A 24,171-nucleotide genomic window follows, 5' to 3' on the forward strand; every position below is an offset into this window, starting at 1 on the left:
GAGGGGGAACAGGCGTGACGGAGGAGCGGGGCACCACGTGCCCGGAGTGCGGTGCGCCGAGGGGGCCGGACAACACCCCGTCCTGCGACTGCACCGAGCGGGCCTCGGCGGCCCTGCGGGAGGCGCGTACGGCCGAGGCGGCAGCGGCGGAGGACTTCGATCCGCTGCGGATACGTCCGTATGTGGAGGTGTCCGGCACGGGCGGGGCGCCTGAGGCCGGGGCGTCCGAACGGGGGGCGCCCGAGCCGGGGACGCATGAGTCCGGGGCGCCCCGGGCTCTCCCGTCCTCGCGGACCCCCGCACCGCCGGCACCGCCCGCCCCGGTGGCCCGGACCACTGCGCTCACGGCCGTCCCCGAGCCGCCCGAGGCCGCTTTGCCCCGGCGCCGCTCACGCCGTACCGGGCTGCTGGCCGTGGGGGGCACGGCGCTGGCCGTCGCGGCGGTGGCCGGTTCCGCCCTGTTCTCGTACGAGGCACCGGCCCGGGACCGCGCGGCCCAGGAGGTCAGGCAGGGCATCCCGGAGGCGACGACACGGGCCCCCGCCCCGCCGAAGGCGCCGGCGCCCCCGGTCACCCCCCGCCCGCCGGCCCCCTCGGTACCGGCCGCCCCGGCCTCGCCCTCCCCCTCGTCGTCACCGTCCCCGAGTCCGACCGCCGCTTCCTCCGGCAGCCCTTCCCCCAGCGCCTCCCCGAGCCCCTCCGCGACGGCCACCGGCACACCGGGCACCACCCCCGCCGCGGCCCCGGTACTGCGACGCGGCGACACCGGCCCGGAGGTCACCGAACTCCAGCAGCGGCTGCGCCGGCTGAACCTCTACGGCGACCGGACCGACGGCGTCTTCACGCGTCCGGTCGAGGACGCGGTCCGCACCTACCAGCTGGCGCGGGGCATCACGGGCGACACCCTCGGCACATACGGCCCGGCGACGCGGAGAGCCCTGGAGGCGGAAACGACGGAGCCCTGACCTGCGGGGCGCAGCCGGATCGTCCCGTCAGCCGATGTGCAACCGGATCGTGCCGTCGGCCGATGCCTCGACCCGGACCTGGGTGAGGTCGCGCACCGCCACGTCCGGATCGTGGAGGACGGCACGCGGGCCGACGCCCACCACGGTCATCCCCGCGGAGCGCCCCGCCGCGATTCCCGCGCCGGAGTCCTCGAAGACCACGCAGTGGGCCGGGTCGACGCCCAGTTCGGCGGCGCCCTTGAGGAACCCCTCGGGATCCGGCTTGCTCGCGCCGACCGACTCCGCGGTGACGCGGACGGCCGGCAGGGGCAGCCCGGCGGCGTTCATGCGGGCGGTGGACAGGGCGACGTCGGCGGAGGTCACCAGCGCGTGCGGGAGCCCGGCCAGCGCGGCGAGGAACGCGCGCGCACCGGGGATCTCCACGACGCCGTCGGTGTCGGCGGTCTCCTCGGCGAGCATGCGGGCGTTGTCGGCGAGGTTCTGCTCGACGGGCCGGCCGGGCAGCAGGACGGCCATGGAGGCGTGGCCCTGCCGGCCGTGCACGACCTTCATCACCTCGTCGCCGTCCAGCCCGTGCCGCTCGGCCCAGCGCCGCCAGATGCGCTCGACCACGGCGTCGGAGTTCACGAGGGTGCCGTCCATGTCGAGCAGGAGGGCGCGGGCGGTGAGGACGGCGGGCGTGGCGGTGGCCGGCATCGGCAGCTCCAGGAACGAAGAGGCCCCGGGTCGGGTGGGAGACCGGGGACACCGGGAAGGACAAGGCGGCCCCGCCCGCCGGTCAGGGAAAACGGGCGGGAGCCACTTTGTTCCTCCACGGTACAAAACCGGGGCGTGATCCCGCCACCACCCCGGCCGGTGTTCATCCGCCGTTCGCTCAGCCGCTCACGGCCTCCCACAGGCTCCACACGCCGAGGCCCAGCATCAGCAGCGCCGCGATCTGCGTGATCAGCCGCAGCGGTACGCGCTTCATCAGGGCCTTTCCGCCGACGATGCCGAGTCCGGCGACGGCCCACAGACCGAGCACCGCGCCCAGGCCGACGGAGATCGGGTCGTCGTAGCGGGCGGCCAGGTTGGCGGTCATGATCTGGGTGAGATCGCCGAACTCGGCGACGAGGATGAGCATGAAGCCGGTCCCCGCGACCTTCCAGAAGGACTGGTCGGCCGGCTTCTCGATCTCCTCCTCGCCGTCGTCCTTCTTCAGCAGCAGCATCGCGGCCCCGCCGAGGAAGAGGACGCCGGTGAGGGCGTGCACGATCTGCTGCGGGAGCAGGGTGAGGACGCTGCCGGCCGCCACGGCGAGCACGACGTGCAGCAGGAAGGCGGCGGCGACGCCCGTGAAGACGTACGAGGCGCGGTAGCGGGTGCCGAGGACGAGGCCGGCGAGCGCGGTCTTGTCCGGCAGCTCGGCGAGGAAGACGACGCCGAAGACGAGCGCCGTCACGGTGATGCTGATCAAGGTTCCTCAATCGGTCGGGGCTGCCCCGCCGAGAGTGCGGTACGTCACGCGATGACACCTCGGCACGGCAGCACACTCGGCGCCCGCGCCGGGAGGGCACGGGCGTGCACTGCTTGCCGAAGGTCTCGCTGGCGGACCGGGATGGAACTCGGCGGTCCGCCTCCGGGCGCCGGCTCAGGCTCGCTGAGCAGTATGTCGACGGTCCGGCGAAGAGCTACTCCCCTTCTGCGCTCCCCATCGTACGGGATGTGAAGGTTCTGCCGTAAACCTTGTCATGACATGTACGCGTCACTAGCTTCTTACCGAGCGCTCACCCCCCGGCAACACCGCACCGCGAGCATTCCCTCGCTCGCGCACCAACACCCCGACCCCACAAGGGAGTTCACGCATGCCCAGGTTCTACGCGCGTCGACGGACGAGCATCCTCGCGGCGCTCACCGGCCTGATCGCCTCCGTCGCCCTGTTCAACTCCCCCGACGCCTCGGCCGCCCTCCCCACCCCGGTCAGCGCCGCCACCGCCCGCACCTACCTCTCCCAGCTCACCGTGGCCACCGAGAACCGCACCGGCTACAGCCGCGACCTCTTCCCGCACTGGATCACCATCAGCGGCGCCTGCAACACCCGCGAGACGGTCCTCAAGCGGGACGGCACGAACGTCGTCACCGACTCCTCCTGCGCCGCCACCAGCGGCAGCTGGTACTCCCCGTACGACGGCGCCACCTGGACCGCCGCGGCCGACCTCGATATCGACCACCTCGTCCCGCTGGCCGAGGCCTGGGACTCCGGCGCGAGCAAGTGGACCACCGCACAGCGGCAGGCCTTCGCCAACGACCTGACCCGGCCGCAGCTGATCGCCGTGACCGACAACGTCAACCAGGCCAAGGGCGACCAGGACCCGGCGACGTGGGTGCCGTCGCGGTCGGCGTACGTCTGCACGTACGTGCGGGCATGGGTGCAGGTGAAGTACTACTACAACCTGTCGGTCGACTCGGCGGAGAAGAGCGCGCTGACGAACTACCTGGCCGGCTGCTGAGCCCTCCGGGCGGCCGGTCAGGAAGCCGGACGGCGGCGCACCAGGAAGCCCGCCGCCGCGCCCGCGCCGAACAGCGCGGCCACCGAGACCCCGGTCGCCAGCCAGGTCGCGCCCAGCCACTGGGCGCCGTAGTAGCCGAGGGCCACGCTGTAGGCGGCCCAGGACAGGCCGGCCAGCGCGGACCAGGGCAGGAAGTCGCGGGCGCGGCGGTGGGCCGCGCCCGCGCAGAAGGAGACGACCGAGCGGCCGGCCGGGGCGAAGCGGGCGAGGACGACCAGCGCGCCGCCGCCCCGGGCGAGGGCCTCGCCGAGACGTTCCTGCGCGGCGGTCAGCCGCCGGGAGCGGGCTATCGCCCGGTCCAGCCGCTCACCGCCCCGCCAGGCCAGGCGGTAGGCCACCAGGTCACCGAGGACGGAGGCGGTCGCGGCGGACAGGATCAGGGCCAGTATGTCCGGCACGTCGTGCGGCACCCCGCCCGCCGCCGCACCGGTGCCGGCCGCGGCCGCGGTGCCGGCGGTGATGACGAGCACCCCGCTCGGCAGGACCGGCAGGAACACGTCGAGCAGCACCGACAGGGCCACGACGGCATAGATCCACGGTCCGGCCGCCAGCGACCCCACGCTCTCCAACACGACGACTCCTGTCACTCCCCCGTTGACAGCCATACAGCGTACGCCGGGGGTGTGACAGGAGGTTCGCCGGGGTTCGGCGGGTTGGCTCGGTTGGGCGGGGTTGGGCGGGTTCTGCGGACGGGAGGGGTTCCCGGGCCGGGCGGGCGGGTCCCCGGACTCCGGTCAGGCGGGCTTCCCGGGGCCGGGGCCGGTCAGGCCGCCAGTGGCTGCCGCTCCGCCGAAGGCTCCGCCGCGGCGCGCCGCCCGAAGAGCCGGTCCAGGCCGAACGCGCCGGAGCCGGTGAAGACCAGCAGGAAGAAGCCCCAGCAGAACAGGACCGACAGCTCACCGCCGTTCTGTATGGGCCACAGGGCGGCCTGCTGGTGGACGTCGAAGTAGGCGTACGCCATCGAGCCGGAGGCGACCAGCGCGGCGCCGCGGGTGCCCAGGCCGAGCAGCACCAGGCCGCCGGCGACCAGCTGGATCACGGCCGCGTACCAGCCGGGCCAGGTGCCGGCCGCGATCGTGCCGCCGTTGGTGCCGGCGGCGCCACCGAGGACGCCGAACAGGGAGGCGGCGCCGTGCACCGCGAAGAGCAGGCCGAGGACGGCGCGGAAGAGCCCGATGGCATAGGGCTGAGCGGAGTTGAGACGTGCGGACATGAGGGGATTTCTCCTCTTCGGTGTCGGTCGGACCGGCCGGGGACTGAGCAGACCGGTCGTGGGGGCGGCGGTACCGAACGGGAGGCCAGGTTAGGCGAACCTAATCAATGCTTGCAAGTTCAACATCTACTCCCCGGGGGCGGCCCTCCCCGCCCTGGACAGGGTTTGCCGCACAGCCCCCCGGGCGATGTAGGCTGTCGACTTGTTCCGGGTGCGTAGCTCAGGGGTAGAGCGCCTGCCTTACAAGCAGGATGTCGGCGGTTCGAAACCGTCCGCGCCCACCGGCCCCTGACAAGAGGTCACCGCACGACGGCGGCCCCTCGGAGAATCCTCCGAGGGGCCGTTCCCGTTTCCGTTCCTACTCCTCCTGCGCCGCCTGCTCGTGGGCGTGCTTCAGCCGGGAGCGGGCCTCCATCCGGTCCGCCGCCGCGACCTCGGCCCAGAAGCGGTGGGTGCTGACGAAGACCGCGAGTTCGTGCTCGCGCCGCCGCAGCTTCTCCACCTCGGCCTGCTCGTCCTCCGTCCAGCCCGGGGACGCGGGCCGCTCCACCTTGCGCCAGCCGGCGTCGTCACTGAAGCCGTCCATCGGCTCGACCGACCAGGGCAGCCGCTTGAGCAGGGCCGACAGCTCGGCCCGGACCTGATGCAGCTCCTCCTGGCCGGCGAGGAGGTCACTGGGGAATTCATAGGTCGTAGCCACGCCGCAATGCTACGCCTGTTCGATTTCCCGGTGCGAGGTCGAACGAGGACAGGAGACCTGGTTCAGCCGAACGGGTGACCGGCTCTCAGTGGCCGGCGGCCCGCAACTCCCGCACCAGCCGTTCCGTCACCGGCACCGGAACGGCATGCCGCTCGGCCGCGCGCAGCAGCGCCCCGCCGATGGCGTCGAGTTCGAGCGGTCGGCCCGCCTCGGCGTCCCGCTGCATGGACGACCTGGTCGCGGACGGGAACGCGTCGTACCGGGCCAGGGCCTGGGCCGGGTCGGCGGGGGCGCCCGAGGCGCGGCTGACCGCGGCCGTCTCGGCGACCAGGGCCTCCAGCTCCTCCCGGTGCCGGGTGCGGGCCGTGCCGAGCGGCACGCCGTAGCGGGTGGTGAGCAGGGCGAACGGGGCGAGGAACGCCATCTTCGCCCACAGGGCCGCCGTCTCGTCCCCGGCCACCCGGGCGGTCGCCCCCGAGGCCGAGAGGTGACCGGCCAGCTCGTCGAGGCGGGCGCGGGGTACGGCGTCCCCGGCGAGGTCGACCTCCGTGAACGGGCTGCCGTGTTCGATCACCCCCGGGGAGACGCGCGTCGACTCCACCCGGATCACGGCCGGGGCCACCAGCTCGGGACGGTAGCGGGCGCGGAGGGCGGCGGGGTGTTCGACGCCGTTCAGCAACGGCACGAGCAGGGCGTCGCCGAGGGCGGCGGGCGGCACCCGGGTGAGGGCCGCGTCGAGCGCGGTGTGTTTCACGGTGACCAGGCAGGCGTCCACCGGCTCGCGCAGCTCGGTGCCCGCGTCGACGGCGGCCGTGAAGTCCCCGAACTGCCGGCTGCGGACCGTGATGCCGGTCCGGCGCAGGGTGTCGGCCGTGGCCTCCCCGGCCAGGCAGATCACACGGTGGCCGGAGCGGGACAGCAGGGCGGCGAGCAGGCCGCCGGTGCCGCCGGGGCCGAGGACGGCCACGGTGAGCGGATGCGTCATGGAGTTGTCCTTTCGACGGTCGGCCCCGGGAAGTCGGTGGCCGCCTTCGCGACGATCATGGCAGCGGGCGGCGTTCCCGCGCCAGACTTGGCTCATGTGCCGGAGTATCAAGACCCTGCGTCCGCCCGTGCTGCCCGGTGAGGCCACGGACGAGGACATCCACGCGGCCGCGCTGCAGTACGTCCGCAAGATCTCGGGCTTCCGCGCGCCCGCCGCCCACAACCGCGAGGCCTTCGACCGGGCGGTGGCCGCGGTGGCGGAGGCGACGGCGGAACTGCTCGGCGGGCTGGAGGTGCGGGGCCGGTCGGGGAGACGGGCCGGGTAGCGCCCCGCGGGGCCGGGCCGGAGCGCCGTGCGGCTTCGCCGCGCCCACGGACTGCCGGACCGGAGGAGCCCCCCGGTGAACTGACCGTCCCCCGTCGTCGTCCTACCCAGGTGGGACAATGGCACCACCCAGCGCGAAGCACGGCACGGGAGAGGGATGTGACGGCGACACCGGGCACGCCAGTGAGAGAGCCGTACCCGCCGTCGTCCGCCGTACGGGCCCGGCGTGCGGCCTCGCCGCTGTGGGACGTCGTGATGCTGCTGGGCCTGCCCGTGGTGGCCGTGCTCGCGGTGCCGGCCGCGTTCGCCGGCGGGGGGACCCGGCGGTGGTTCGGCGGGCGGGCGGAGAGCCAGCGGGCCGATGCGCAGGCCGCGAAGGACGCGGCGGCGACGGCGTTCTACGAACTCGACACCGCGCAGCGGGACCTGCGGATCTCGATCGAGACGATCGCGGCGGTGGACGACTCCCCCGCCGCCCGGCGCGCCGTCTCGGACTTCGCCGCGCTCGGGCAGCGGATCGACGAGGTCAGCCGGCGGTACATCCAGGCCGTCGACGCCCATGATCTGGACCGGCACGACCTGGAGGCCGGTGTGGCGGCCCGGGCGCGGGCGGAGCTGACGGCGGCCAAGGACGAGCTGGTGCGGGTCCGGCAGGAGCTGGAACGGTTCGGCGATTCGCTCGGGCCGCTGCTCGGCAAGGCGGAGACGCAGCTGGCGCGGCTGGCGCCGGCCGTGGAGCGGGCCCGGCAGTCGCTGCTGGCGGCGAGCAACGCGCTGGACGCCGTACGGGAGAGCGGTCTCGGGGCGGACGGACTGGCGGCGCGGCTGGCGGCCCTGGCGCCGGAGCTGACCAGGCTGAACCAGGGCGCGGGACAGCACGGGGTGCAGGCGACGCTGGAGCGGGCCGAGCGGGTGCAGCGGGAGGCCGGGGCGATCCGGGCGGAGGCCGAGCGGCTGCCGGAGCGGGCGGCGGAGATCGATCACCGGCTGGTGAGTCTGCGGACCCGGGCGCAGGCGCTGACCACCCGGGCGGGACAGGTGGAGCCGGTGCTGAGCGAGCTGCGGCGCCGGTTCGCGGCGGCCTGCTGGCAGGATCTGCAGCAGGTGCCCGCGCTGGCGGCGGAGAACGTGCGGCAGGCGGAGCTGAAGCTGCGGGAGGCGCAGACGGCGCGGGACGAGCAGCGGTGGCCGGACGCCACCTCGCTGCTGTCGACGGTGCGGGCGCTGCTGAACGCGACGGACGACGCGGTGTCGGCGGCCGGTGACCGGCTGGGCCGGCTGAACGCGGTGCAGAAGGATCCGCAGGCGGAGATCGAGCGGACCCGGTTCGCGATCCGGGATGCCCAGCGGCTGGCGATGACGGGGCGTACGACTCCCGATCCGCGGCATGCCGGGCCGCTGGACGAGGCGGTGGCGCGGCTGGAGCGGGCGGTCGGCACGCTTCAGGGGCGGCATCCGGACTACTGGCACTTCCTGACCGAGACGGAGGGGGTGCGGCAGGCGGTGGCGCGGGTGGTGGCGCGGATCCGCGAGGAGCGGGGTGCCGGGCACTGAGCCGTGACGTGTTGCCGGGGGTGCGGGGCAAGCGGATATTGAAGGGGACGGATGGCCTCCGCTAGCGCCCGAGGGAGGCGGACATGGCCACACACGCAGTGCATTCGAGGAAGGCCGAGGAACGGCGGCGTCCGCGGCTGGACGACCACCTGCCCGTCGACCACCGGCTGAACATGGTCTACCGCATCGGTGCGGGTCTGATCGGGGCGTTCCTGGTCGTCTTCGGCATCCTCGGCCTGGTGGACCAGATCGGTTTCTTCAACACCGGCGGGAACGCGGTCGCCGGGCTGAACACCAACGGCGCGCTGAGTGTGCTGTCGATCTGCATCGGCGCGATCCTGCTGGCCGGCATGGTGATCGGCGGGAACTTCGCGTCGACGCTGAACATGGTCCTCGGGGTGCTGTTCCTGCTGAACGGCTTCCTGTTCCTCGGCCTGCTGGACACGAACAGCAATTTCCTGGCGTTCAGGATCCAGAACGTCTTCTTCAGCTTCATCGTGGGCCTGTTGCTGATGACGTTCGGGATGTACGGCCGGGTCGGCCATGCCCTGCCGTACGACAACCCCTACTGGCGGGCCCGCCACCCGGAGGCCTCCCCGCAGGAGCGGCGGATGCGCCAGGAGCAGCAGCCGGAGCGGGGGGAGGTCCAGGGGCGGCAGGGCCCGCGGCAGCCGGGACCGGGTCAGGTCCTGTAGGCGTAGAACGCCGCGGTCGGGTACGAGGCGACGAGGCTGGCCACCGACCTGTTGTAGGTGTTGGTGGAGTGGTAGCTCACGTACGGCACGCCCCGGGGGTCCCGGTAGGTGACGATCATCGAGTGGTCCTTGGACCCGTCGCGGTTGAAGTCCATCTGCAGCACGTCGCCGATGTCCAGCTGGTAGACGTTGGCGAGGCTGGTGGCCCGCTTGGAGGACAGGGCGAACCAGGAGAACTCGTTGACGCCGACGAAGGAGTCGGACTGGATGTCGGAGTTCCCGAACCACTTGTGGAAGTCGTTCGTGTAGCCGGGTACGTGCTTCCAGCCGCCGGCCTTCAGGGCCTGGCTGACGAAGTTGGTGCAGTCGCCGCCGGCGCCCTGCCCGTTGAAGTCGGGGTAGGCGGGGTTGTAGTTGTTCCAGTACTTCTGGGCGTACGCCACCATGGCCTTGTAGTCGTAGCCCGTCGCGGAGAAGTTCTTGGCGTTGGCGGGTGCGGGCCAGGTGGTGGCGGAGCGGGCCGCGGAGGGCGGGCCGTCGTCGTCGCCGGTGGTCCTGACCTTGGCGACGGAGGGCTTGGCGACCTGGTTGACGGCGAGGTAGCCGTCGTCGGTGTCGCGGATGCCGGTGAGCTGCCAGGTGCCGTGCTGGTCGGCCCGGAAGGTCAGCTCGTGGTGGGCCTGGAACCCGGTGGTCTTCGGGCTCTTGCCGGTGACCTTGTCGTAGGTCAGCGTCGTGGTCTCGGTGACGGCGACCTTGGCGTGGCGGCCCTTGACCTGGGTGGCGTCCAGCGTGACCTTGGTGCTGCCGGCGCGGTAGGTCTCGCCCAGACGGGCGAGGCGGCTGCGGCGGTCGCGCAGTGCGTCGACCGCGGACTTCTCCTCGCGGGTCTGTCCGCCGGACAGGCGCACGGAGCCGGAGAAGCCGGACGTGTGCCGGGTCTGCTGCTTGCCGGCGCCCTCCACGAGGGCCTGGGTGCGGTCGGTGAAGACCGCGTCGGCCAGTCGCTGGAAGGTCGCCTTGGTGGCCGCGTCCACCGTCGGGTCGTCGGTCACGGCCGCGCCCGCGCTCCAGTTGGGCACCAGAGCCACGCCCGCGACCACCGAGGCGGCCGCGGCGGTCACTATGGCCGTACGGCGCCGGCCACGGCTCAGTCTTCTAGATTTCAATGATGTTCCCCTCTACGCCGGTACACCTACCGGGCGAGGGGCATCTTGCCACGACGGGTGCGGCGGTTGTGAAGGGGGTTGCACAAGTGGAATCCCCTGCCCGTACTTGTCACTTGACGACCGTCGACCAGTCCGGCGACTGGGCCGGGTCCAGGGTGCGCAGGGCGGCCAGGGTCTCGGGCTTCTGGGCGTCGAGCCAGTCGGACAGCTCCTTGAAGGACACGCACTTGACGCCCTTCTTGGTGCAGACGTTCTTGACCACCTGGTCGATGGACTTCATGTAGATGCCGCCGTTCCAGTCCTCGAAGTGGTTGCCGATGAACAGCGGGGCCCGGCTGCCGTAGTAGACGCGGTTGAAGCCCTTCATGTACGAGTCGACGGTCATCCGCTCCCACTCGGGGAACTTGGCGGAATCGCCCTGGGTCTCGCCGTCGGACTGGTTGTAGAGGAAGTTGAAGTCCATGGACAGGGCCTGGACGTCGTCCGTGTACGGCAGCAGCTGGAGCGGGAAGTCCCAGATGCCGTTCTTCTTGCCGGGCCATATCTGGAAGTCGCCCGGGGAGCTGGCGTCGTAGCGCCAGCCGTAGCTCTTGATGGCCTTCAGCAGGTTGGGCTGGCCCTCCAGGCAGGGCGCGCGGCCGCCGGCGACCTCCTTCTTGAAGTCGAAGGGCAGCGCGGGGACGTCCTTCCAGCCGGTGTTGGTCTTCCAGTGCTCCACGAAGGAGTAGAACTGGTCGATCTCGCTCTTCCACTCCTGCACGCTCCAGTCGCCGCCGCCCTTGGCGCCGCAGAAGTGGCCGTTGAAGTGGGTGCCGATCTCGTTGCCGTCCTCGTAGGCCTTGCCCAGCTGCTCCAGCGTGGTGCGGATGTGGTCGTCGGTGGCGTAGTCGATCGCGGCGTCGCCCGGGGAGTGCATGGGGCCGTGGTACTGGGCCTTCTTGCTCTTGGGCAGCAGGTAGATGCCCGTGAGGAAGAAGGTCATGTGGGCGTTGTACTCCTTGGCCAGCTCCCGGTAGTGCGAGAACAGGTGGTCGCTGCCTTCCAGGGCGCCGTCCCAGGAGAAGACCACGAACTGCGGGGGCTTCTCACCGGGCTTGAGCGGTACCGGCTTCAACTGCCCCTTCTGCGGGCCCGTGTAGGAGGTCGAGCCGTCACCGAGGATCTTCGTCTTGCCGTCCCACTCCGGGGTCGGGGAGGCCTTCGGCGCGGCCGTGGGCTTCTTGCCGGCCGCGGCGGCGGGGGTGCTGCTGCTGTCCGTGCCGGACAGCGCCAGGAACCCGGCGACCAGCGAGGCGACGACGAGGAGGGCGGCCAGCGTCAGGACCTGCGGCCGGGTGGCGCGGGGCGCACTGCGGCTGCGGGGGGCTCGACGGCGGCCTGACGACGACATCTTGCGAGGCATGCGCGGCTCATTCTGCGGAAGGGGAGGGTGCACGGGACCCGGCTCAGCCGAGACCCGTCGCTGCCGACCAGAGGGCATACGGGACGCTGTTGGCGGACGTTCCGGCGAGGCCCTTGAGCGGCAGTGGCTCCAGGGACCTGGCCAGGTCGATCCGGTAGACGACGATCGCGGTGGACACGGAGTCGGCCGTGCCGACGTACCAGGCGGCGGTGTCCTTCTCGGTGGTGCCGGCCTTCCCGGACACCCCGGAGCGGCCGGCCGCCGCCTCGGGGTGGGCGGTGCGGAAGGAGTCGGTGAGCGCCTCGGTGACCTCCTCGGCCACCTTGGTGCCGACCGCGCGCCGGGGGTGCGGGGTGGCGAGCGGGACCGGGGAGCCGTTGCGGGTGATCCGGCGCACCGAGTACGGCTCGGTGTGGGTGCCGCCGGCGGCGAAGGTGGCGTATCCGCTGGCCATCCGGATCGCGCTGGGCGTGGAGTTGCCCAGCGACAGGGCGGGCACCTGGGGTCCCATGCTGGCGGACAGCAGTCCGGAGTCGATGGCGGTCCGGCGGACCGTGTCCAGGCCGGCGTCCATGCCGAGCTGCATGAACGGGGTGTTCACCGACTTCGCCATGGCCTCGCGCAGGGTGATCTGCCCGTAGGACCGGCCGCCGTCGTTGTGCGCGGTGACCTTCTTGCCGCTGCGGTCCCAGTACGGCCCCTCGGGGGTGGTGACGGGGACGCCGTCGTCGCCGTTGTAGACGCTGTCCGGGGTGACCGGGGTGGCGGGTCCGTCGCGGGTGGTGTGCACGCCGTGTTCGAGTCCGGCGGCGTAGACGAACGGGGTGAAGGCGGTGCCGGCCGGGACGGTGGTCGCGTTGGACTCGTTGTAGCCCTGCTTGCGGTGGTCCGGGCCGCCGTAGACGGCGAGGATCCGGCCGTCGGCGGTCACCGAGGCGGCGCCGTAGTGGCCGTTCCTCGCCGTCGCCGGGTCGTCCTGCCGGGCCTTCTTGCGGGCCTTGGTGACGGCGTCGGTGAGGGCCTTCTCCCGCTTGCGGTCGAAGGTCGTGTAGATCTGGTAGCCGCCGAGGTCGAACTGCTTGTCCGTGAGGTGGCCGGCCTTCTTGGCGTACTGCGACGCCAGCTCCACCAGGTAGTCGCTCTGCGCACCGGTGTTGTACAGCGGGTTGCTCTTCAGCGGCTCGGGGTACTTCGTGTACGTGGCCCGTTCCCGCGGCGACAGCTTGCCGATCTTGACCATGCGGTCCAGGATCCAGGACCAGCGTTCGACGGCCCGCGCGTGGTTGGCCTTGTTGAGGGTGGGGTCGTAGAGGCCGGCGCCCTTGAGCAGGGAGGCGAGCATGGCCGCCTCGGAGGCGTTGAGCTTGCCGACGTCCTTGCCGTAGTAGGCCTGGGCGGCGCGCTGGATGCCGTAGCTGCCGCGGCCGAACCAGCTGGTGTTGAGATAGCCCTCCAGGATCTGGTCCTTGCTCATCTTGTTGTCGAGCTTGAGGGCGATCATCGCCTCGGTGAATTTGCGGCTTATCGTCTGGTTCTGTGTCAGGTAGACGTTTTTGACGTACTGCTGGGTAATGGTCGATCCACCCTCGGTGTCCCCCTGTCCCAGGGTACGGAACACCGCGCGGGTGATGCCTTTGGCGGATATACCCGGGTCCGAGTAGAAACTCTCGTTCTCCGCCGCGAGCACCGCCCAGCGGACGTCCGGGGGGATGTCCTTCAACGGCATCGCCTGCCGCTGCACCCAGCCCGTGCGGGCCATGGGCGTGCCGTCGGACCAGAAGTAGACGTTGTCCTGTTGTGTGGCGTACGAGTTGAGGTTGTCCGGTATGTCGGTCATCGCGTACGCGGTGACGAGGAACGCGCTGAGCAGACCGAACGAGGTCAGGGTGGCGCCGAGCCACTGGCGCCAGGAGGGTATCCAGCGCCGCCAGCCGCTGCGGCCGGGGCGCGGATAGACCGGCTTGAGGCTGCGCGCATACGGGGCCATGCGGCGGGCATACGGGGCCAGGGGCGCCAGCAGGCGGCCGAGCGTCGCGAGCAGGCGGCCGAGCGGGCCGAGCGCGGCTGTGACGGCGCCGCCCGCCGTCGCGGTGCGCTCCCGTCCGGCGGAGCGCGCGCCACGGCGACGCTCGGCCCGGCCGCCGCCCGGAGCGGGTGGCTCCGGGGGCGGGGGAACGCGCAACTGCATGGTCTCGTCCGCCCTGAGGGCGTCGACTCTCAGATGCAGGGTCTCGTCGGCGCCCAACGGCTCCTCGCCACGGCCATCCCCCATGGGGCCGCCTTCCCCCTGCGACGCATCGGTCACGCCTGCGTCTCCCTCCGCACTCGGTCTTGCTCGCGCGGGTGAGCTGAGCATCCTCGCAACGGCGTTCACAAATTATCAGTAACGTTTTCGAATGCCCTGCACATATGCCGGACGGAAAGCAACACTCAGGAAACATTGAGACGCCCCTGGTCGGGCCTCGACGGCTAACCTGGGCTCATGCCTCGCTACGAGTACCGCTGCCGGACCTGCGGCGACACGTTCGAACTCAACCGGCCGATGGCTCAGTCGGCCGCCCCCGCGTCGTGCCCCGCGGGGCACGACGACACGGTGAAGCTTTTGTCGACTGTTTCCGTGGGCGGCGTGACGTCCGCCACACCCGCGCCCGCGCCGAGGGCCGGCGGGGGCGGGTGCTGTGGCGGCGGGTGCTGCGGGTAGCCGCCCACGGGGCGCCCCCTACGCGGGCGGCCGCGCCGCTCTCAGGAACTCCCGCAGGATGCGCTCCCCCGCCAGTACGCCCCGCTCCGGCAGGGCGCTGATCTGCGGGGCCGTCCAGCCCGTGTCCGCCAGTTCGCCGTGGCCCGGGCGCCAGCCCCGGTCGGCGGCCAGGAGCAGGTCGGCGTCGAGCAGGGAGTCGCCGGCGGCCAGGGTCAGCTCCGCACCGGTGCGCCGGGCGACCTCGCGGACGGCCGCGCTCTTGGTGAGCGGCTTCGGGACGGCGTAGATCTTGCGGCCCTGCAGGGACACCGTCCAGCCGCGGTTCTCCGCCCACACCGCCAGCTCCTTCACCCAGTCCTCGGGCAGCAGCTCGCGCTCCACCACCAGATAGGCGAACAGGTCCTCCGCGACCCGGTGCTTGCGCACCCACACCGGGTCCGCGGAGCGCAGCAGGTGCTCGCGGACCTCCTCCAGCGGCGCGCACTCGTCCGCGAGCCGCGCCAGCACGCTCGCGTGCCAGTCGCCGTCCGTGACCCCGTCCACCAGCAGGTGCCCGCCGTTGGCGCAGATCGCGTACGCGGGCGGCGGGCCCGGCAGGTTGATGCGCTGGTACTGCTTGCGCGTCCGGGTCGTCGTCGGCACGAACACGGCCGCGTCCCCCAGGTCGGTGAGCAGACCGGCCGCCGTCTCCGTCATATAGGACAGGGGCCTCGATTCGTGGACCTCCACACACAGCAGCCGGGGCGCCCGTGCGTCCGGCATCATCAGCGCGAGGGCCGCGGAGGAGTAGATGAGCGTACGGTCGAGGTCGCTCGCCACCAGCACCGGCATCAGACGTTCACCGCCCTGCCGTCGGCACCCGTCGCGCCCCGCGTGTACCGGGGGTGGATCAAGCCGACGCAGGTGTACGGCAGGTCGTCGGCCTCCTCCACCGGCACCCCGCGCTGCTCGGCGAGCAGCCGCACGTGGTCCAGGTCGGCGCCGGCACCCTTGCGCGCGAGGATCTTCCACGGCACCCGGCGCAGCAGCACCCGGGTGGTCTCGCCGACGCCCGGCTTGACCAGGTTGACGTCGTGGATCCCGTACTCCTCGCTGATCCGCTCGACCGCCCGCCAGCCCGCCCAGGTCGGGGTGCGGTCGGCGGCCAGCAGCTCCTTGACCGCGCCGTCGACGGCGTCGGCGACCTCCGGGAAGCGGGCGGCGACGGCGTCGAGGAAGGCCACGGAGACGTCCGCGCCGGCCAGTTCGCGGTAGAACTTGGCGCCGTGGAAGTCGTGCGGGCCGACCAGGTCGGCCCGCAGCACCGTACGGGAGACCAGGCCGGAGACCGTCGAGTTGAGGCAGGCGGAGGGGATGAGGAAGTCCTCCCGGGTGCCGTAGGTGCGCACGCAGGAGCCGGGGTCGGCGAGGACGGCGATCTCCGGGTCGAACCCGGTGACGCCCTCGGCCGCCTCGAACTCCTCGACGGCCCGGGCGAGTTCCCGGGTGATCGCGCCCTTGCCGGTCCAGCCGTCGACGAAGACGACGTCCCGGGGGTCGTGGCGGTCGGCGAGCCAGCGCAGCGCGTTGGCGTCGATGCCCCGGCCGCGCACGATCGACACGGCGTAGTGCGGAAGCTCCAGACCGTGCCGGAACTGCGCCCACCGGCGCATCAGGATCCCGACCGGGGTGCCCGCGCGGGCCAGGGAGACCAGCACCGGCCGCGGCGACCGCTCGGCGATGACGGTCTCGGTCACCACCCCGACGGCCTGCGCGATCCGGGCGGCCGACGCCTCCAGCGCCGCGTGGAACAGCTCCTGGTACTGCGCGCTGGGCTGGTACTCCACCGGCAGCGACTCCGCGTAGTGCGCACCGCCGCTCTGGATGGCCTCCTCCCGCTCCTCGGTCGGCGCCTCCAGGGTCACGCCGGACAGGTCCTGGAGCAGCCAGCCGACCTCCTCCGGCGCGTACGAGGAGAATGCGGGGCCGCGGAGGGGCTCGGGCAGCATGACCGGCCTTTCGGGAGCGTGCGGGACGTACGAGGGTACGACCGCGAGCAGGACGTGCGGGACGTGCGCGGCGAGGGCGGCCAGCAGACCGTCGGGTGCGTGCAGGGCGGGGGTGTCGGCGACGGAGTCCACCACCGCGACGACGGTGTCGAAGCCGGCGCCGGCCACGTTGTAGGCGTACCGCTCGCCGGGCCCGTCGGCCGGGTCGTCGTGGGCGGGGAAGACCAGCCGGGTGCGGATGGCGTACCCCGGGTCGTCCACCGCGAGGACGGGCGACCGGGTGGTGGTGGAGAACCGCACCTCGGCGTCCACCTCCTGCTCCAGCCGGCGGGCGAGCCGCAGCGGGGCGTACATCAGCTCCTCGAAGCCGAGGACGAGCACGCGCCGGGCGCCGGCGGGGAGGGCGTCGCGTATGCGCCCGGCCATGGCGGGCAGTGCCTCCTCGAGCCGGGCCCGGTGGGCGGGGGTGAAGCCGTGCCGCCCGCCGTCGGGGAGGCCGGCGGGCCAGTGCAGGTCGACCTCGGTGACGGACCCCGGCTGTCGCGCCCCTGCGGCCACCACGGTCCCGGACCCGGCGGACTCGTGGTCCGCGACCAGCCGCTGCCCCTTCTCCAGCACCCCCTCCGGCAGCCGTACGGTCCCGGACGCGGCGGCGACGAGATCCACCCGCGCCCCGGTCTCCTGCGCGAACCGCTCCAGCCGCGCGGAGTCCGCGGCCGACCGCATGTCGACCAGCGCCACCACCACGTACCGCTCGCGCGGATACCGCCGGTGCAGGTCACGGATGGTGTTCAGCACGGTGTTGCCGGTGGAGAACTCGTCGTCCACCAGCACCAGGGGGCCTCGGCCGGCCAGCAGCCCGGGATCCTCGGGAAGCAACAGGTGCGACGTCGCGTGGGAGTGCGACTCCTCGAACCCGCCCGCGGGGGCGACCCCGGGAACCGGCCGCCGCGTGGAGTGCAGGTAGGGCACCGCACCGAGCCCGTCGGCCACCGCGTGCCCCAGCCCCGTCGCGGTCTCCGCGTACCCGAGGACGACGGCATCGCCGGCCTCGGCCCCGCCGAGCAGCGCGGCCACCCGCCGGCCCAGCCGGAACCCGTGCTCGTACACCACGGCCGGCGACTGCGGCACGTGCTTGCCGAGGACGTTCGAGACCAGCAGGTGGGCCCGCCTGGGGTTGCGCCGCAGCGCGAGCCCCAGCAGCGCCGGAAGCGTGTCGTCGCCCACGAGCCCGACCCCGAGCCGCTCGGCGACCCAGCTGCCGGACCAGACCCCGTCGTTCACTGCGTTGTTCATGCGTTCCTTGGAGAGGTGGAGAAAGGTTCAGCCCGGTATGCCGGCGGCGAGCAGTTCCACGAAGCCGACGTCCTCGTTGGCGACGCCGAACACCTCGGCGCGCAGCAGGGTCCGCTCCGCCCAGGCGCGGTGCGGTTTCACTTCGTTCATCTTGTTCGTGTAGGCCGACCGGAGTACACCCCCGCCGCCGCGTTCCGGCCGCAGGATGTCCTGGGCGTCGCTGAACTCCTCGTGGCTGACCACGGAGAGTGCGTGGACGGGCAGGACGTGCGAGGGGTGGATGCAGGTCTTGCCGAGCAGGCCGTTGGCCTGGTCGAGGGAGATCTCCCGGAGCAGTCCGTCCATGGCGTGTTCGATCAGCTCCGCGCGCAGCTCGGCGGCCTGCACCTCCAGGAAGGGGCTCTGCCTCAGCTGCGGCTTGAACATGCGTTCGGACACGCGGAAGTACTCCCACACGGGCCCGGTGACGGTGAAGCCGGTGCCGTCGGCGCGGCCGAGCATGTTCACGACGTCGGCGATCACGGAGGCGACGATCTGGACGTCGTAGGCCGTCATGTCGGGGGCGCGGCGCAGGCCGTAGGAGGAGCAGAAGTCGGTCACGCCGAGGCGGAGGGCCAGCACGCGGTCGCGGTACTTGTCGACCGCGCGGAGGATCCCCTCCAGGGTCTCCACCCGGGACTCGCGGTAGAGCAGCTCGGGGGATTCCAGGACGGGCATGGCGAACAGGCGCCGGCCGCAGGCCCGCTCGGCCGTGGTGAGGGCCTCCAGGAAGGGGATGCCGCGTTCCTCGGTGAACTTGGGCAGGACGAACCCGGACAGCAGGCGCACGGCCGGGCCGAGGCGGCGGACCAGGTCCGGTATCTGCTCGGGCGCGCGGACCCGGATGAACAGCAGGGGCGGCTCCACGCCGGGGCGGGCGGACAGCTCGGCGAACTGCCGGACCAGGTTCTCCTCGCCCGGCCCGACGTCCGCGTCGTCGATCGAGTCCTCCAGGCACAGCACCATCGAGACCACGCCGTTGCCGGCCTGTTTGACGATGTCGTCGGCGAGCCGGGGCCGGGTGGCCGGGCTGTACAGCGTGGCGCCCAGGGCCGCGGAGAGCAGCCGGGCCGGGGAGTCGGCGGTGAACGCGCACGGCTCCTGATGGAAGAGGCGCTGTCGCACCTCGGGGGCGATGTGCCCGAAATGACGCATAGGACTCCCTCAGGGTACGAGTCAGACCCGTGGGTTCGGCAAAGGGTGGCCGGTAATAGTACGTAGGGACCCATGTCGAGGGTTCCCCGCGGGCGTGAATTTCCGGTAACCCGCCCCTGTCGGCGCGGCCGCCCCCCGCATTGTCGTGACCAGGACCGAGAGGGCAGGATGACCGCATGACGCACACGATGCTGAAGGGGTCGAACGTCCCGCTGGAGGCCACCACGGTGCGCGCCGTGCTGCGCTGGACGCCCGGGCAGGGCGTACCGGACGTGGACGTGTCGGCGCTGCTGCTGGGCCCCGACGGCCGTGTGCGCTCCGACGAGGACTTCGTCTTCTACAACCAGCCCCGGCATCCCTCCGGGAAGGTGTGGCGGCTCGGCAAGAAGCGGATCACCGAGGGGCTCACCGACACGATCCAGACAGACCTCTCCGGTGTGGAGCCGGGCGTCGGCCGGATCCTGCTGGTCGCCTCCGCGGACGGGGTCGCCTTCGACCGGGTGCCGGCGCTGTGCATCCTGCTGTACGACGCGGCGGTCGCCGAGGGCGAGCCGCTGGCCCGGTTCGACATCAAGCCGGAGACCGGCGCGGAGACGGCGCTGATCTGCGGTGAGCTGTACCGGCGCGGGGAGGGCTGGAAGTTCCGGGCGCTGGGCGAGGGCTACTCGAACGGGCTGAAGGGGCTCGCGACGGACTTCGGCATCTCGGTGGACGAGTCCGAGATGGAGGAGGAGCCGATCGCGTCCCCGCCGTCCCCGCCGTTGCCTCCGGAGCAGCCGACGTCCGCGGTTCCGGCGCAGCCGCCCGCGTACGGCTATCCGCAGCCGATGGCGCCGGCGGCCGTGGTGGGGGACGGGTACTTCCGGCTGCCTCCGCAGGGGCCGCAGTTCATCGGCCGGTAGTCAGCCCGAGCCGCCCCTACCTGTCCACCTTCGTCTTGTACCCCCTGCCCCACTGCAGCCCCCAGCCGTACAGGCGGTCCAGTTCGCCCTGGAAGCCGTAGACGAACTTCACCTCGCGGCGGACCATCAGTTCGCCCTTGACGTTCTCGATCATGACCACGGCGCAGGAGCGGGCCTGGGGGTGGCGTTCGTCGAGGCCTATCTCGATGCGGGGGCCGTTGCTGGGGTAGAGGGTGACGATGGCGTGGGTACGGTCGAAGGCGGGGGTCTGGTCGTAGATGTACACGAAGACCAGCAGCCGTTTGATGGCGTCCCGGTGGTCGAGGTTGACGTACATGGTCTCGCCGGACCCCGAGCCGAACCGGTCGTCGCCGCTCAGTTTGATGTACGGCGGCGCGTTGACGTCGCCGAGGTAACCGCCGAGCGGCTGTACGACCCCCTTGGTGCCGTCGGCCAGCTCGTACAGGCAGCCGAGGTCGAGGTCGACGTCGACCATGCTCTGTCCGTGCCCCAGGATCTCCGGCGGCTTCAGCGCCTTGAAGGGGTGCCGGAACAGGCTGGGCCGCTGGTTCCCGTCGAAGTCGGAGGTGCGCATCCGCCAGGAGAGGTTGACGCGCAGGTTGCCGGTGGCCGCCTCCTGTTTGGTGAGGGACACCGTCTGGTGCCGCCTGGTCAGTTCGATGGCGTTGGTCGAGGCGTTGCCCGAGTCGAAGTCGGCGGCGCGCCCGCCCAGCAGTCCGTCGAAGAAACCCATTCCCGCCCCCAGGTACCCGTTGTGACGCCGGCGGGGCGGCCGACCGTGTCGGCCGCCCCGCTCAGAGCGTTCCTCACCCGCCGGGGTGTCACACCCCGGAGGAGACCTCGGCCTTCTCGTCGCTGCCCGCGCCGGCCGCGGCCAGGGCGCGGTTGCGGCGGACGGAGGAGAGGAAGGACCAGGCGATCAGGACGACACCGACCAGGCCGGTGATGACCTCGTGGATCTCGTACTGGATGGTGACCATGAGGATCACGGCGAGGGCGCCGATGGCGTAGTGGGCGCCGTGCTCCAGGTAGACGTAGTCGTCGAGGGTGCCCTGGCGGACCAGGTAGACCGTGAGCGACCGGACGTACATCGCGCCGATGCCGAGGCCGAGGGCCATCAGAACGATGTCGTTGGTGACGGCGAAGGCGCCGATCACGCCGTCGAAGGAGAAGGAGGCGTCCAGCACCTCCAGGTAGAGGAACATGAAGAACGCGGCCTGGCCGGCCAGGACGATCGCGGACTTCTGCTTGCCGGTGCGGGCGGCCTCTTCCTCCTCCTCGTGCTCGCGCTCCTCCTCTTCCTCCAGCTTGTCCTCGAAGTAACCGGACAGGCCGCCGACGACCATGTAGGTGATCAGGCCGGCGATGCCGGCGATCAGGACGGTCTGCGCCTTGTCGACGTGGATGCCGCCGTGCTGGTGGGCGTGGGTGGCGAAGGTGAAGGACGTGATCAGCAGGACGATCAGGGCGATGCAGACCGACAGCATGTCGACCTTGCCGAGCTTGGCCAGGGGCCGCTCGATCCAGCGCAGCCACTGGATGTCCCGGTCCTCGAAGATGAAGTCGAGGAAGATCATCAGCAGGAACATGCCACCGAACGCGGCGATCGCCGGGTGGGCGTCGGTCACCAGCTGCTGGTAGCGGTCCTTGTTGTTGAGCGCGAGGTCGACCGCCTCGATCGGGCCCATCTTGGCGCTGATCGCGACGATGACGACGGGGAAGACCAGCCGCATGCCGAAGACGGCGATGAGGACGCCGACCGTGAGGAAGATCTTCTGCCAGAAGGCGTTCATCTTCTTCAGGATTCCGGCGTTGACCACCGCGTTGTCGAAGGACAGCGAGATCTCCAGGATGGCCAGGATCGCCACGAGGCCGAAGGCGGTCCACCCCCCGTAGAACGCCGCCGCGACCAGGCCGAGCGCGGTGACCGCGAACGACCAGCCGAAGGTTTTCAAGAGCACTGGCTACCCCATCGTGTGGTGGGGGCACCTCCCAGACGAAGTCTGGGGGAGGGTCTCCCCCGAGTCGTACCGAGTTTTACGAAACGTTGACTCCGAAGTCTAGAGCGATGCCCCGCAGACCCGACGCGTACCCCTGACCCACCGCACGGAACTTCCACTCGCCCTGGTACCGGTACAGCTCGCCGAAGATCATCGCGGTCTCGGTGGAGGCGTCCTCACTGAGGTCGTAGCGGGCCAGTTCCTGGCCGTCGGCCTGGTTGACCACGCGGATGAAGGCGTTGGAGACCTGGCCGAAGGTCTGGCCGCGCTCGTCCGCCATGTGGATGGAGACCGGGAAGATGATCTTCTCGCACTGGGGCGGCACCTTGGCCAGGTCCACCAGGACGGACTCGTCGTCGCCCTCTCCCTCGCCGGTGAGGTTGTCACCGGTGTGCTCCACGGAGCCGTCGGGGCTCTTGAGCTGGTTGTAGAAGACGAACCACTCGTCGCCCAGCACCCGGTTGCCGGCTCCGCACAGCAGCGCGCTGGCGTCCAGGTCGAAGGGGGCGCCGGTGGTGGACCGCGCGTCCCAGCCGAGCCCGATCATGACGTTGGTGAGGTTCGGTGCGGCCTTGGAGAGGGAGACGTTGCCCCCCTTGGCGAGTGTGACGCCCATGATGCTGGTCCTCCCCTGGTGGTGCTTCCCTGGTTGTCCTGCGCGTCCGGCGCCGCCCCTAAACGGAGCGGCGCCGGTCTCAAGGGCTCTCGGTTCTCACACGCCTGTCGTCAGACGTTGACGCCGAAGTCCTGCGCGATACCGCGAAGACCCGAGGCGTAGCCCTGGCCGATGGCGCGGAACTTCCACTCGGTGCCGTGCCGGTACAGCTCGCCGAAGACCATGGCGGTCTCGGTGGAGGCGTCCTCGCTCAGGTCGTACCGGGCGATCTCCTGGCCGCCGGCCTGGTTCACGACGCGGATGAAGGCGTTGCGGACCTGGCCGAAGGACTGCTGGCGGTTCTCGGCGTCGTAGATCGACACCGGGAACACGATCTTGTCGACGTCGGCCGGGACACCGGCCAGGTTGACCTTGATCTGCTCGTCGTCGCCCTCGCCCTCACCGGTGAGGTTGTCACCGGTGTGCTCGACCGAGCCGTCGGGGCTCTTGAGGTTGTTGAAGAAGACGAAGTGCTGGTCGCTGATGACCTTGCCGGAGTTGTTCAGCAGCAGCGCGCTGGCGTCCAGGTCGAAGTCCGTGCCGGTCGTGGTGCGCACGTCCCAGCCCAGGCCGACGATGACCGCGGTCAGGCCCGGGGCCTCCTTCGTCAGCGATACGTTGCCGCCCTTGCTGAGGCTGACTCCCACGGGTCCTCCATGTGGTGTTCAGGGGCGGGGAGCCCCGTCGTGCTTCGGATATGGGATCAACGTGCCGATCCTAGTGACGGGTTCCCGCCCCCCGCAGACCCTGGAACCGAACCGTCACAGGTGTCGGCCCGGACGGCTCACAGAGTGTCGAGCGCCTTCACGTACTCGTTGAGGTCACGGGCGTCCGGCAGGCCGTTGACCACGGTCCACCGCACGACGCCCTCCTTGTCGATGATGAAGGTGCCCCGGACGGCGCAGCCCTTGTCCTCGTCGAAGACGCCGTACGCGCGCGAGACGTTGCCATGCGGCCAGAAGTCGCTCAGCAGGGGGTATTCCAGGCCCTCCTGCTCGGCGAAGACGCGCAGGGTGTGGATGGAGTCGTTGGAGACGGCGAGCAGCTGGGTGTCGCGGTCCGCGAACTTCGGCAGGTTGTCGCGCAGCTCGCACAGCTCGCCGGTGCACACGCCGGTGAAGGCGAAGGGGTAGAAGAGCAGGACCACGTTCTTCTCGCCGCGGAAGTCCGAGAGCCTCACGCTCCGGCCGTGGTTGTCCTTCAGTTCGAAGTCGGGCGCCTTGTCGCCGACCTGGATCGCCATCGTGCATCCCTTCGGTGGGCTGATCGGGTGAGAGCACAGCAAACGCTGGACCCCACCCTACGCAGCGGTCACCGGGACGGCGCGGACGGGCCGAGTCGGGGCCGGCCCGTCCGGGGGCGGCCTCAGATCACTTCTTGGGCTTGGTCGCCTTCGGCGTCGCCAGGCGCGAGCCGCTCCAGTCCTTGCCCACGCTGACGCTCTTGGCGGCCGTCAGACCGGCCGTCTTGGCGGCGTCCTGGATGTCGCTCGGCTCCACGTAGCCGGAACGTCCGGTCTTCGGGGTGAGGAGCAGGATCGAGCCGCCCTCTTCGATGTACGTGGTGGCATCGACCAGGGCATCCGTCAGGTCGCCGTCGTCGTCACGGAACCACAGCACAACGGCGTCGGCCACGTCGTCGTAGTCCTCATCCATCAGGTCGCCTTCGACGGCTTCCTCGATGGCCTCACGGAGCTCCTGATCGACGTCGTCGTCGTAGCCGATCTCCTGGACCACCTGCCCGGGCTGGAACCCCAGCCTGGCGGCAGGGTTCGTCCGCTCCTCCGCGTGGTCCGCGGTCGCGCTCACGGGTTGCCTCCTGATCATGTCTTGGTAAGTATCTCAGCCACGCGCGTGCG

The 24,171-nt window shown here is 71.3% G+C and carries 25 protein-coding genes and 1 tRNA gene; 8 read left to right on the forward strand and 18 right to left on the reverse strand.

Features of this window, described 5'->3' with window-relative positions:
• Positions 1-14: 14 nt before the first annotated feature.
• Complete coding sequence (locus tag IEZ20_RS00570; protein WP_189294053.1) at positions 15-965, forward strand: peptidoglycan-binding domain-containing protein; 951 nt, start codon at positions 15-17, stop codon at positions 963-965.
• Positions 966-992: 27 nt separating this feature from the next.
• On the opposite strand, the gene IEZ20_RS00575 is transcribed toward IEZ20_RS00570, so the two are convergent.
• The gene (locus tag IEZ20_RS00575; RefSeq protein ID WP_189294054.1) at positions 993-1,661 is read right to left on the reverse strand and encodes an HAD family hydrolase; all 669 of its coding nucleotides are present in this window, start codon (positions 1,659-1,661) and stop codon (positions 993-995) included.
• A gap of 178 nt (positions 1,662-1,839) precedes the next feature.
• Positions 1,840-2,421, reverse strand: coding sequence for a TMEM165/GDT1 family protein (locus IEZ20_RS00580; protein WP_189294055.1), 582 nt, complete (start codon positions 2,419-2,421; stop codon positions 1,840-1,842).
• Positions 2,422-2,809: 388 nt separating this feature from the next.
• Between IEZ20_RS00580 and IEZ20_RS00585 the strand changes: the two genes are divergently transcribed.
• Positions 2,810-3,454: an HNH endonuclease family protein gene (locus IEZ20_RS00585; protein WP_189294056.1), complete on the forward strand. Its 645-nt coding sequence runs from the start codon at positions 2,810-2,812 to the stop codon at positions 3,452-3,454.
• Positions 3,455-3,471: 17 nt separating this feature from the next.
• Here IEZ20_RS00585 and IEZ20_RS00590 read toward each other — a convergent pair whose 3' ends face one another.
• The gene (locus tag IEZ20_RS00590; protein WP_189294057.1) at positions 3,472-4,086 is read right to left on the reverse strand and encodes a DedA family protein; all 615 of its coding nucleotides are present in this window, start codon (positions 4,084-4,086) and stop codon (positions 3,472-3,474) included.
• A gap of 191 nt (positions 4,087-4,277) precedes the next feature.
• A complete protein-coding gene (locus IEZ20_RS00595) occupies positions 4,278-4,727 on the reverse strand; it encodes a DoxX family protein (protein ID WP_189294058.1) in 450 nt (149 codons plus the stop codon).
• A 209-nt stretch (positions 4,728-4,936) separates the two neighbouring features.
• Between IEZ20_RS00595 and IEZ20_RS00600 the strand changes: the two genes are divergently transcribed.
• Positions 4,937-5,008: transfer RNA gene (locus tag IEZ20_RS00600), tRNA-Val, on the forward strand.
• A gap of 77 nt (positions 5,009-5,085) precedes the next feature.
• Here the strand turns inward: IEZ20_RS00600 and IEZ20_RS00605 are convergent.
• Together IEZ20_RS00605 and IEZ20_RS00610 are read right to left on the reverse strand one after the other, a co-directional pair.
• Positions 5,086-5,427, reverse strand: a complete 342-nt coding sequence (locus IEZ20_RS00605) for a DUF8825 domain-containing protein (RefSeq protein ID WP_189294059.1) — start codon at positions 5,425-5,427, stop codon at positions 5,086-5,088.
• Positions 5,428-5,512: 85 nt separating this feature from the next.
• Complete coding sequence (locus IEZ20_RS00610) at positions 5,513-6,412, reverse strand: ketopantoate reductase family protein (RefSeq protein WP_189294060.1); 900 nt, start codon at positions 6,410-6,412, stop codon at positions 5,513-5,515.
• Between the two features lie 94 nt (positions 6,413-6,506).
• Between IEZ20_RS00610 and IEZ20_RS00615 the strand changes: the two genes are divergently transcribed.
• From IEZ20_RS00615 to IEZ20_RS00625, 3 genes are all read left to right on the forward strand, one after another.
• Positions 6,507-6,737 (forward strand): DUF2277 domain-containing protein, encoded by a 231-nt coding sequence (locus IEZ20_RS00615; protein WP_189294061.1) that lies wholly within the window; start codon positions 6,507-6,509, stop codon positions 6,735-6,737.
• A gap of 158 nt (positions 6,738-6,895) precedes the next feature.
• Complete coding sequence (locus IEZ20_RS00620) at positions 6,896-8,290, forward strand: coiled-coil domain-containing protein (protein ID WP_189294062.1); 1,395 nt, start codon at positions 6,896-6,898, stop codon at positions 8,288-8,290.
• Between the two features lie 83 nt (positions 8,291-8,373).
• Positions 8,374-8,985, forward strand: coding sequence for a DUF4383 domain-containing protein (locus IEZ20_RS00625; RefSeq protein WP_189294063.1), 612 nt, complete (start codon positions 8,374-8,376; stop codon positions 8,983-8,985).
• On the opposite strand, the gene IEZ20_RS00630 is transcribed toward IEZ20_RS00625, so the two are convergent.
• From IEZ20_RS00630 to IEZ20_RS00640, 3 genes are all read right to left on the reverse strand, one after another.
• Positions 8,973-10,076, reverse strand: coding sequence for an amidase domain-containing protein (locus tag IEZ20_RS00630; RefSeq protein WP_229895853.1), 1,104 nt, complete (start codon positions 10,074-10,076; stop codon positions 8,973-8,975). The genes IEZ20_RS00625 and IEZ20_RS00630 overlap by 13 nt on opposite strands.
• Positions 10,077-10,263: 187 nt before the next feature.
• Positions 10,264-11,556, reverse strand: coding sequence for a polysaccharide deacetylase family protein (locus tag IEZ20_RS00635; RefSeq protein WP_189294065.1), 1,293 nt, complete (start codon positions 11,554-11,556; stop codon positions 10,264-10,266).
• Positions 11,557-11,599: 43 nt separating this feature from the next.
• Entirely contained in the window at positions 11,600-13,543 is a 1,944-nt protein-coding gene (locus IEZ20_RS00640; protein WP_373303884.1) for a transglycosylase domain-containing protein, read from the reverse strand.
• A 495-nt stretch (positions 13,544-14,038) separates the two neighbouring features.
• On the opposite strand from IEZ20_RS00640, the gene IEZ20_RS00645 reads away from it, so the two are divergent.
• Positions 14,039-14,257, forward strand: coding sequence for an FmdB family zinc ribbon protein (locus tag IEZ20_RS00645; RefSeq protein ID WP_189294067.1), 219 nt, complete (start codon positions 14,039-14,041; stop codon positions 14,255-14,257).
• A gap of 18 nt (positions 14,258-14,275) precedes the next feature.
• On the opposite strand, the gene IEZ20_RS00650 is transcribed toward IEZ20_RS00645, so the two are convergent.
• Genes IEZ20_RS00650 through IEZ20_RS00660 form a run of 3 tightly spaced genes read right to left on the reverse strand, consistent with a single transcriptional unit; the run spans position 14,276 to position 18,735 of the window.
• On the reverse strand, positions 14,276-15,088 hold the full coding sequence (locus IEZ20_RS00650) for an HAD family hydrolase (RefSeq protein ID WP_189294068.1): 813 nt from the start codon (positions 15,086-15,088) through the stop codon (positions 14,276-14,278).
• Positions 15,088-17,541, reverse strand: a complete 2,454-nt coding sequence (locus IEZ20_RS00655; protein ID WP_189294069.1) for a phosphoribosyltransferase — start codon at positions 17,539-17,541, stop codon at positions 15,088-15,090. The genes IEZ20_RS00650 and IEZ20_RS00655 overlap by 1 nt, the downstream gene beginning before the upstream one ends.
• Before the next feature lie 27 nt (positions 17,542-17,568).
• Positions 17,569-18,735: an HpcH/HpaI aldolase/citrate lyase family protein gene (locus IEZ20_RS00660; protein ID WP_189294070.1), complete on the reverse strand. Its 1,167-nt coding sequence runs from the start codon at positions 18,733-18,735 to the stop codon at positions 17,569-17,571.
• 176 nt (positions 18,736-18,911) lie between these two features.
• Here IEZ20_RS00660 and IEZ20_RS00665 point away from each other — a divergent pair, with 176 nt between their 5' ends.
• On the forward strand, positions 18,912-19,637 hold the full coding sequence (locus IEZ20_RS00665; RefSeq protein WP_189294071.1) for a TerD family protein: 726 nt from the start codon (positions 18,912-18,914) through the stop codon (positions 19,635-19,637).
• A 16-nt stretch (positions 19,638-19,653) separates the two neighbouring features.
• Here the strand turns inward: IEZ20_RS00665 and IEZ20_RS00670 are convergent, their stop codons facing one another.
• The 6 genes from IEZ20_RS00670 to IEZ20_RS00695 form a co-directional block, all read right to left on the reverse strand.
• A complete protein-coding gene (locus IEZ20_RS00670) occupies positions 19,654-20,391 on the reverse strand; it encodes a TerD family protein (protein WP_189294072.1) in 738 nt (245 codons plus the stop codon).
• An 88-nt stretch (positions 20,392-20,479) separates the two neighbouring features.
• Positions 20,480-21,619 (reverse strand): DUF475 domain-containing protein, encoded by a 1,140-nt coding sequence (locus IEZ20_RS00675; RefSeq protein WP_189294073.1) that lies wholly within the window; start codon positions 21,617-21,619, stop codon positions 20,480-20,482.
• 76 nt (positions 21,620-21,695) lie between these two features.
• Positions 21,696-22,274, reverse strand: coding sequence for a TerD family protein (locus IEZ20_RS00680; RefSeq protein ID WP_189294074.1), 579 nt, complete (start codon positions 22,272-22,274; stop codon positions 21,696-21,698).
• A gap of 110 nt (positions 22,275-22,384) precedes the next feature.
• Positions 22,385-22,960 carry a TerD family protein gene (locus IEZ20_RS00685; protein WP_189294075.1) on the reverse strand — a complete coding sequence of 192 codons (576 nt, stop codon included), beginning with the start codon at positions 22,958-22,960 and terminating at the stop codon, positions 22,385-22,387.
• A 137-nt stretch (positions 22,961-23,097) separates the two neighbouring features.
• The gene (locus IEZ20_RS00690) at positions 23,098-23,556 is read right to left on the reverse strand and encodes a peroxiredoxin (RefSeq protein WP_189294076.1); all 459 of its coding nucleotides are present in this window, start codon (positions 23,554-23,556) and stop codon (positions 23,098-23,100) included.
• A gap of 127 nt (positions 23,557-23,683) precedes the next feature.
• Positions 23,684-24,121 (reverse strand): DUF3052 domain-containing protein, encoded by a 438-nt coding sequence (locus IEZ20_RS00695; protein WP_189294077.1) that lies wholly within the window; start codon positions 24,119-24,121, stop codon positions 23,684-23,686.
• Between the last annotated feature and the right edge of the window lie 50 nt (positions 24,122-24,171).

The organism is Streptomyces cinerochromogenes, from assembly GCF_014648635.1.
Lineage (GTDB): Bacteria > Actinomycetota > Actinomycetes > Streptomycetales > Streptomycetaceae > Streptomyces > Streptomyces cinerochromogenes.

Coding starts and splice junctions, on each gene's coding strand:
- IEZ20_RS00575 (WP_189294054.1), bottom strand. CDS start 1,661: ATGCCGGCCACCGCCACGCCCGCCGTCCTCACCGCCCGCGCCCTCCTG.
- IEZ20_RS00585 (WP_189294056.1), top strand. CDS start 2,810: ATGCCCAGGTTCTACGCGCGTCGACGGACGAGCATCCTCGCGGCGCTC.
- IEZ20_RS00595 (WP_189294058.1), bottom strand. CDS start 4,727: ATGTCCGCACGTCTCAACTCCGCTCAGCCCTATGCCATCGGGCTCTTC.
- IEZ20_RS00610 (WP_189294060.1), bottom strand. CDS start 6,412: ATGACGCATCCGCTCACCGTGGCCGTCCTCGGCCCCGGCGGCACCGGC.
- IEZ20_RS00615 (WP_189294061.1), top strand. CDS start 6,507: ATGTGCCGGAGTATCAAGACCCTGCGTCCGCCCGTGCTGCCCGGTGAG.
- IEZ20_RS00625 (WP_189294063.1), top strand. CDS start 8,374: ATGGCCACACACGCAGTGCATTCGAGGAAGGCCGAGGAACGGCGGCGT.
- IEZ20_RS00635 (WP_189294065.1), bottom strand. CDS start 11,556: ATGCCTCGCAAGATGTCGTCGTCAGGCCGCCGTCGAGCCCCCCGCAGC.
- IEZ20_RS00640 (WP_373303884.1), bottom strand. CDS start 13,543: ATGGCCCCGTATGCGCGCAGCCTCAAGCCGGTCTATCCGCGCCCCGGC.
- IEZ20_RS00645 (WP_189294067.1), top strand. CDS start 14,039: ATGCCTCGCTACGAGTACCGCTGCCGGACCTGCGGCGACACGTTCGAA.
- IEZ20_RS00650 (WP_189294068.1), bottom strand. CDS start 15,088: ATGCCGGTGCTGGTGGCGAGCGACCTCGACCGTACGCTCATCTACTCC.
- IEZ20_RS00655 (WP_189294069.1), bottom strand. CDS start 17,541: ATGAACAACGCAGTGAACGACGGGGTCTGGTCCGGCAGCTGGGTCGCC.
- IEZ20_RS00660 (WP_189294070.1), bottom strand. CDS start 18,735: ATGCGTCATTTCGGGCACATCGCCCCCGAGGTGCGACAGCGCCTCTTC.
- IEZ20_RS00665 (WP_189294071.1), top strand. CDS start 18,912: ATGACGCACACGATGCTGAAGGGGTCGAACGTCCCGCTGGAGGCCACC.
- IEZ20_RS00670 (WP_189294072.1), bottom strand. CDS start 20,391: ATGGGTTTCTTCGACGGACTGCTGGGCGGGCGCGCCGCCGACTTCGAC.
- IEZ20_RS00680 (WP_189294074.1), bottom strand. CDS start 22,274: ATGGGCGTCACACTCGCCAAGGGGGGCAACGTCTCCCTCTCCAAGGCC.
- IEZ20_RS00690 (WP_189294076.1), bottom strand. CDS start 23,556: ATGGCGATCCAGGTCGGCGACAAGGCGCCCGACTTCGAACTGAAGGAC.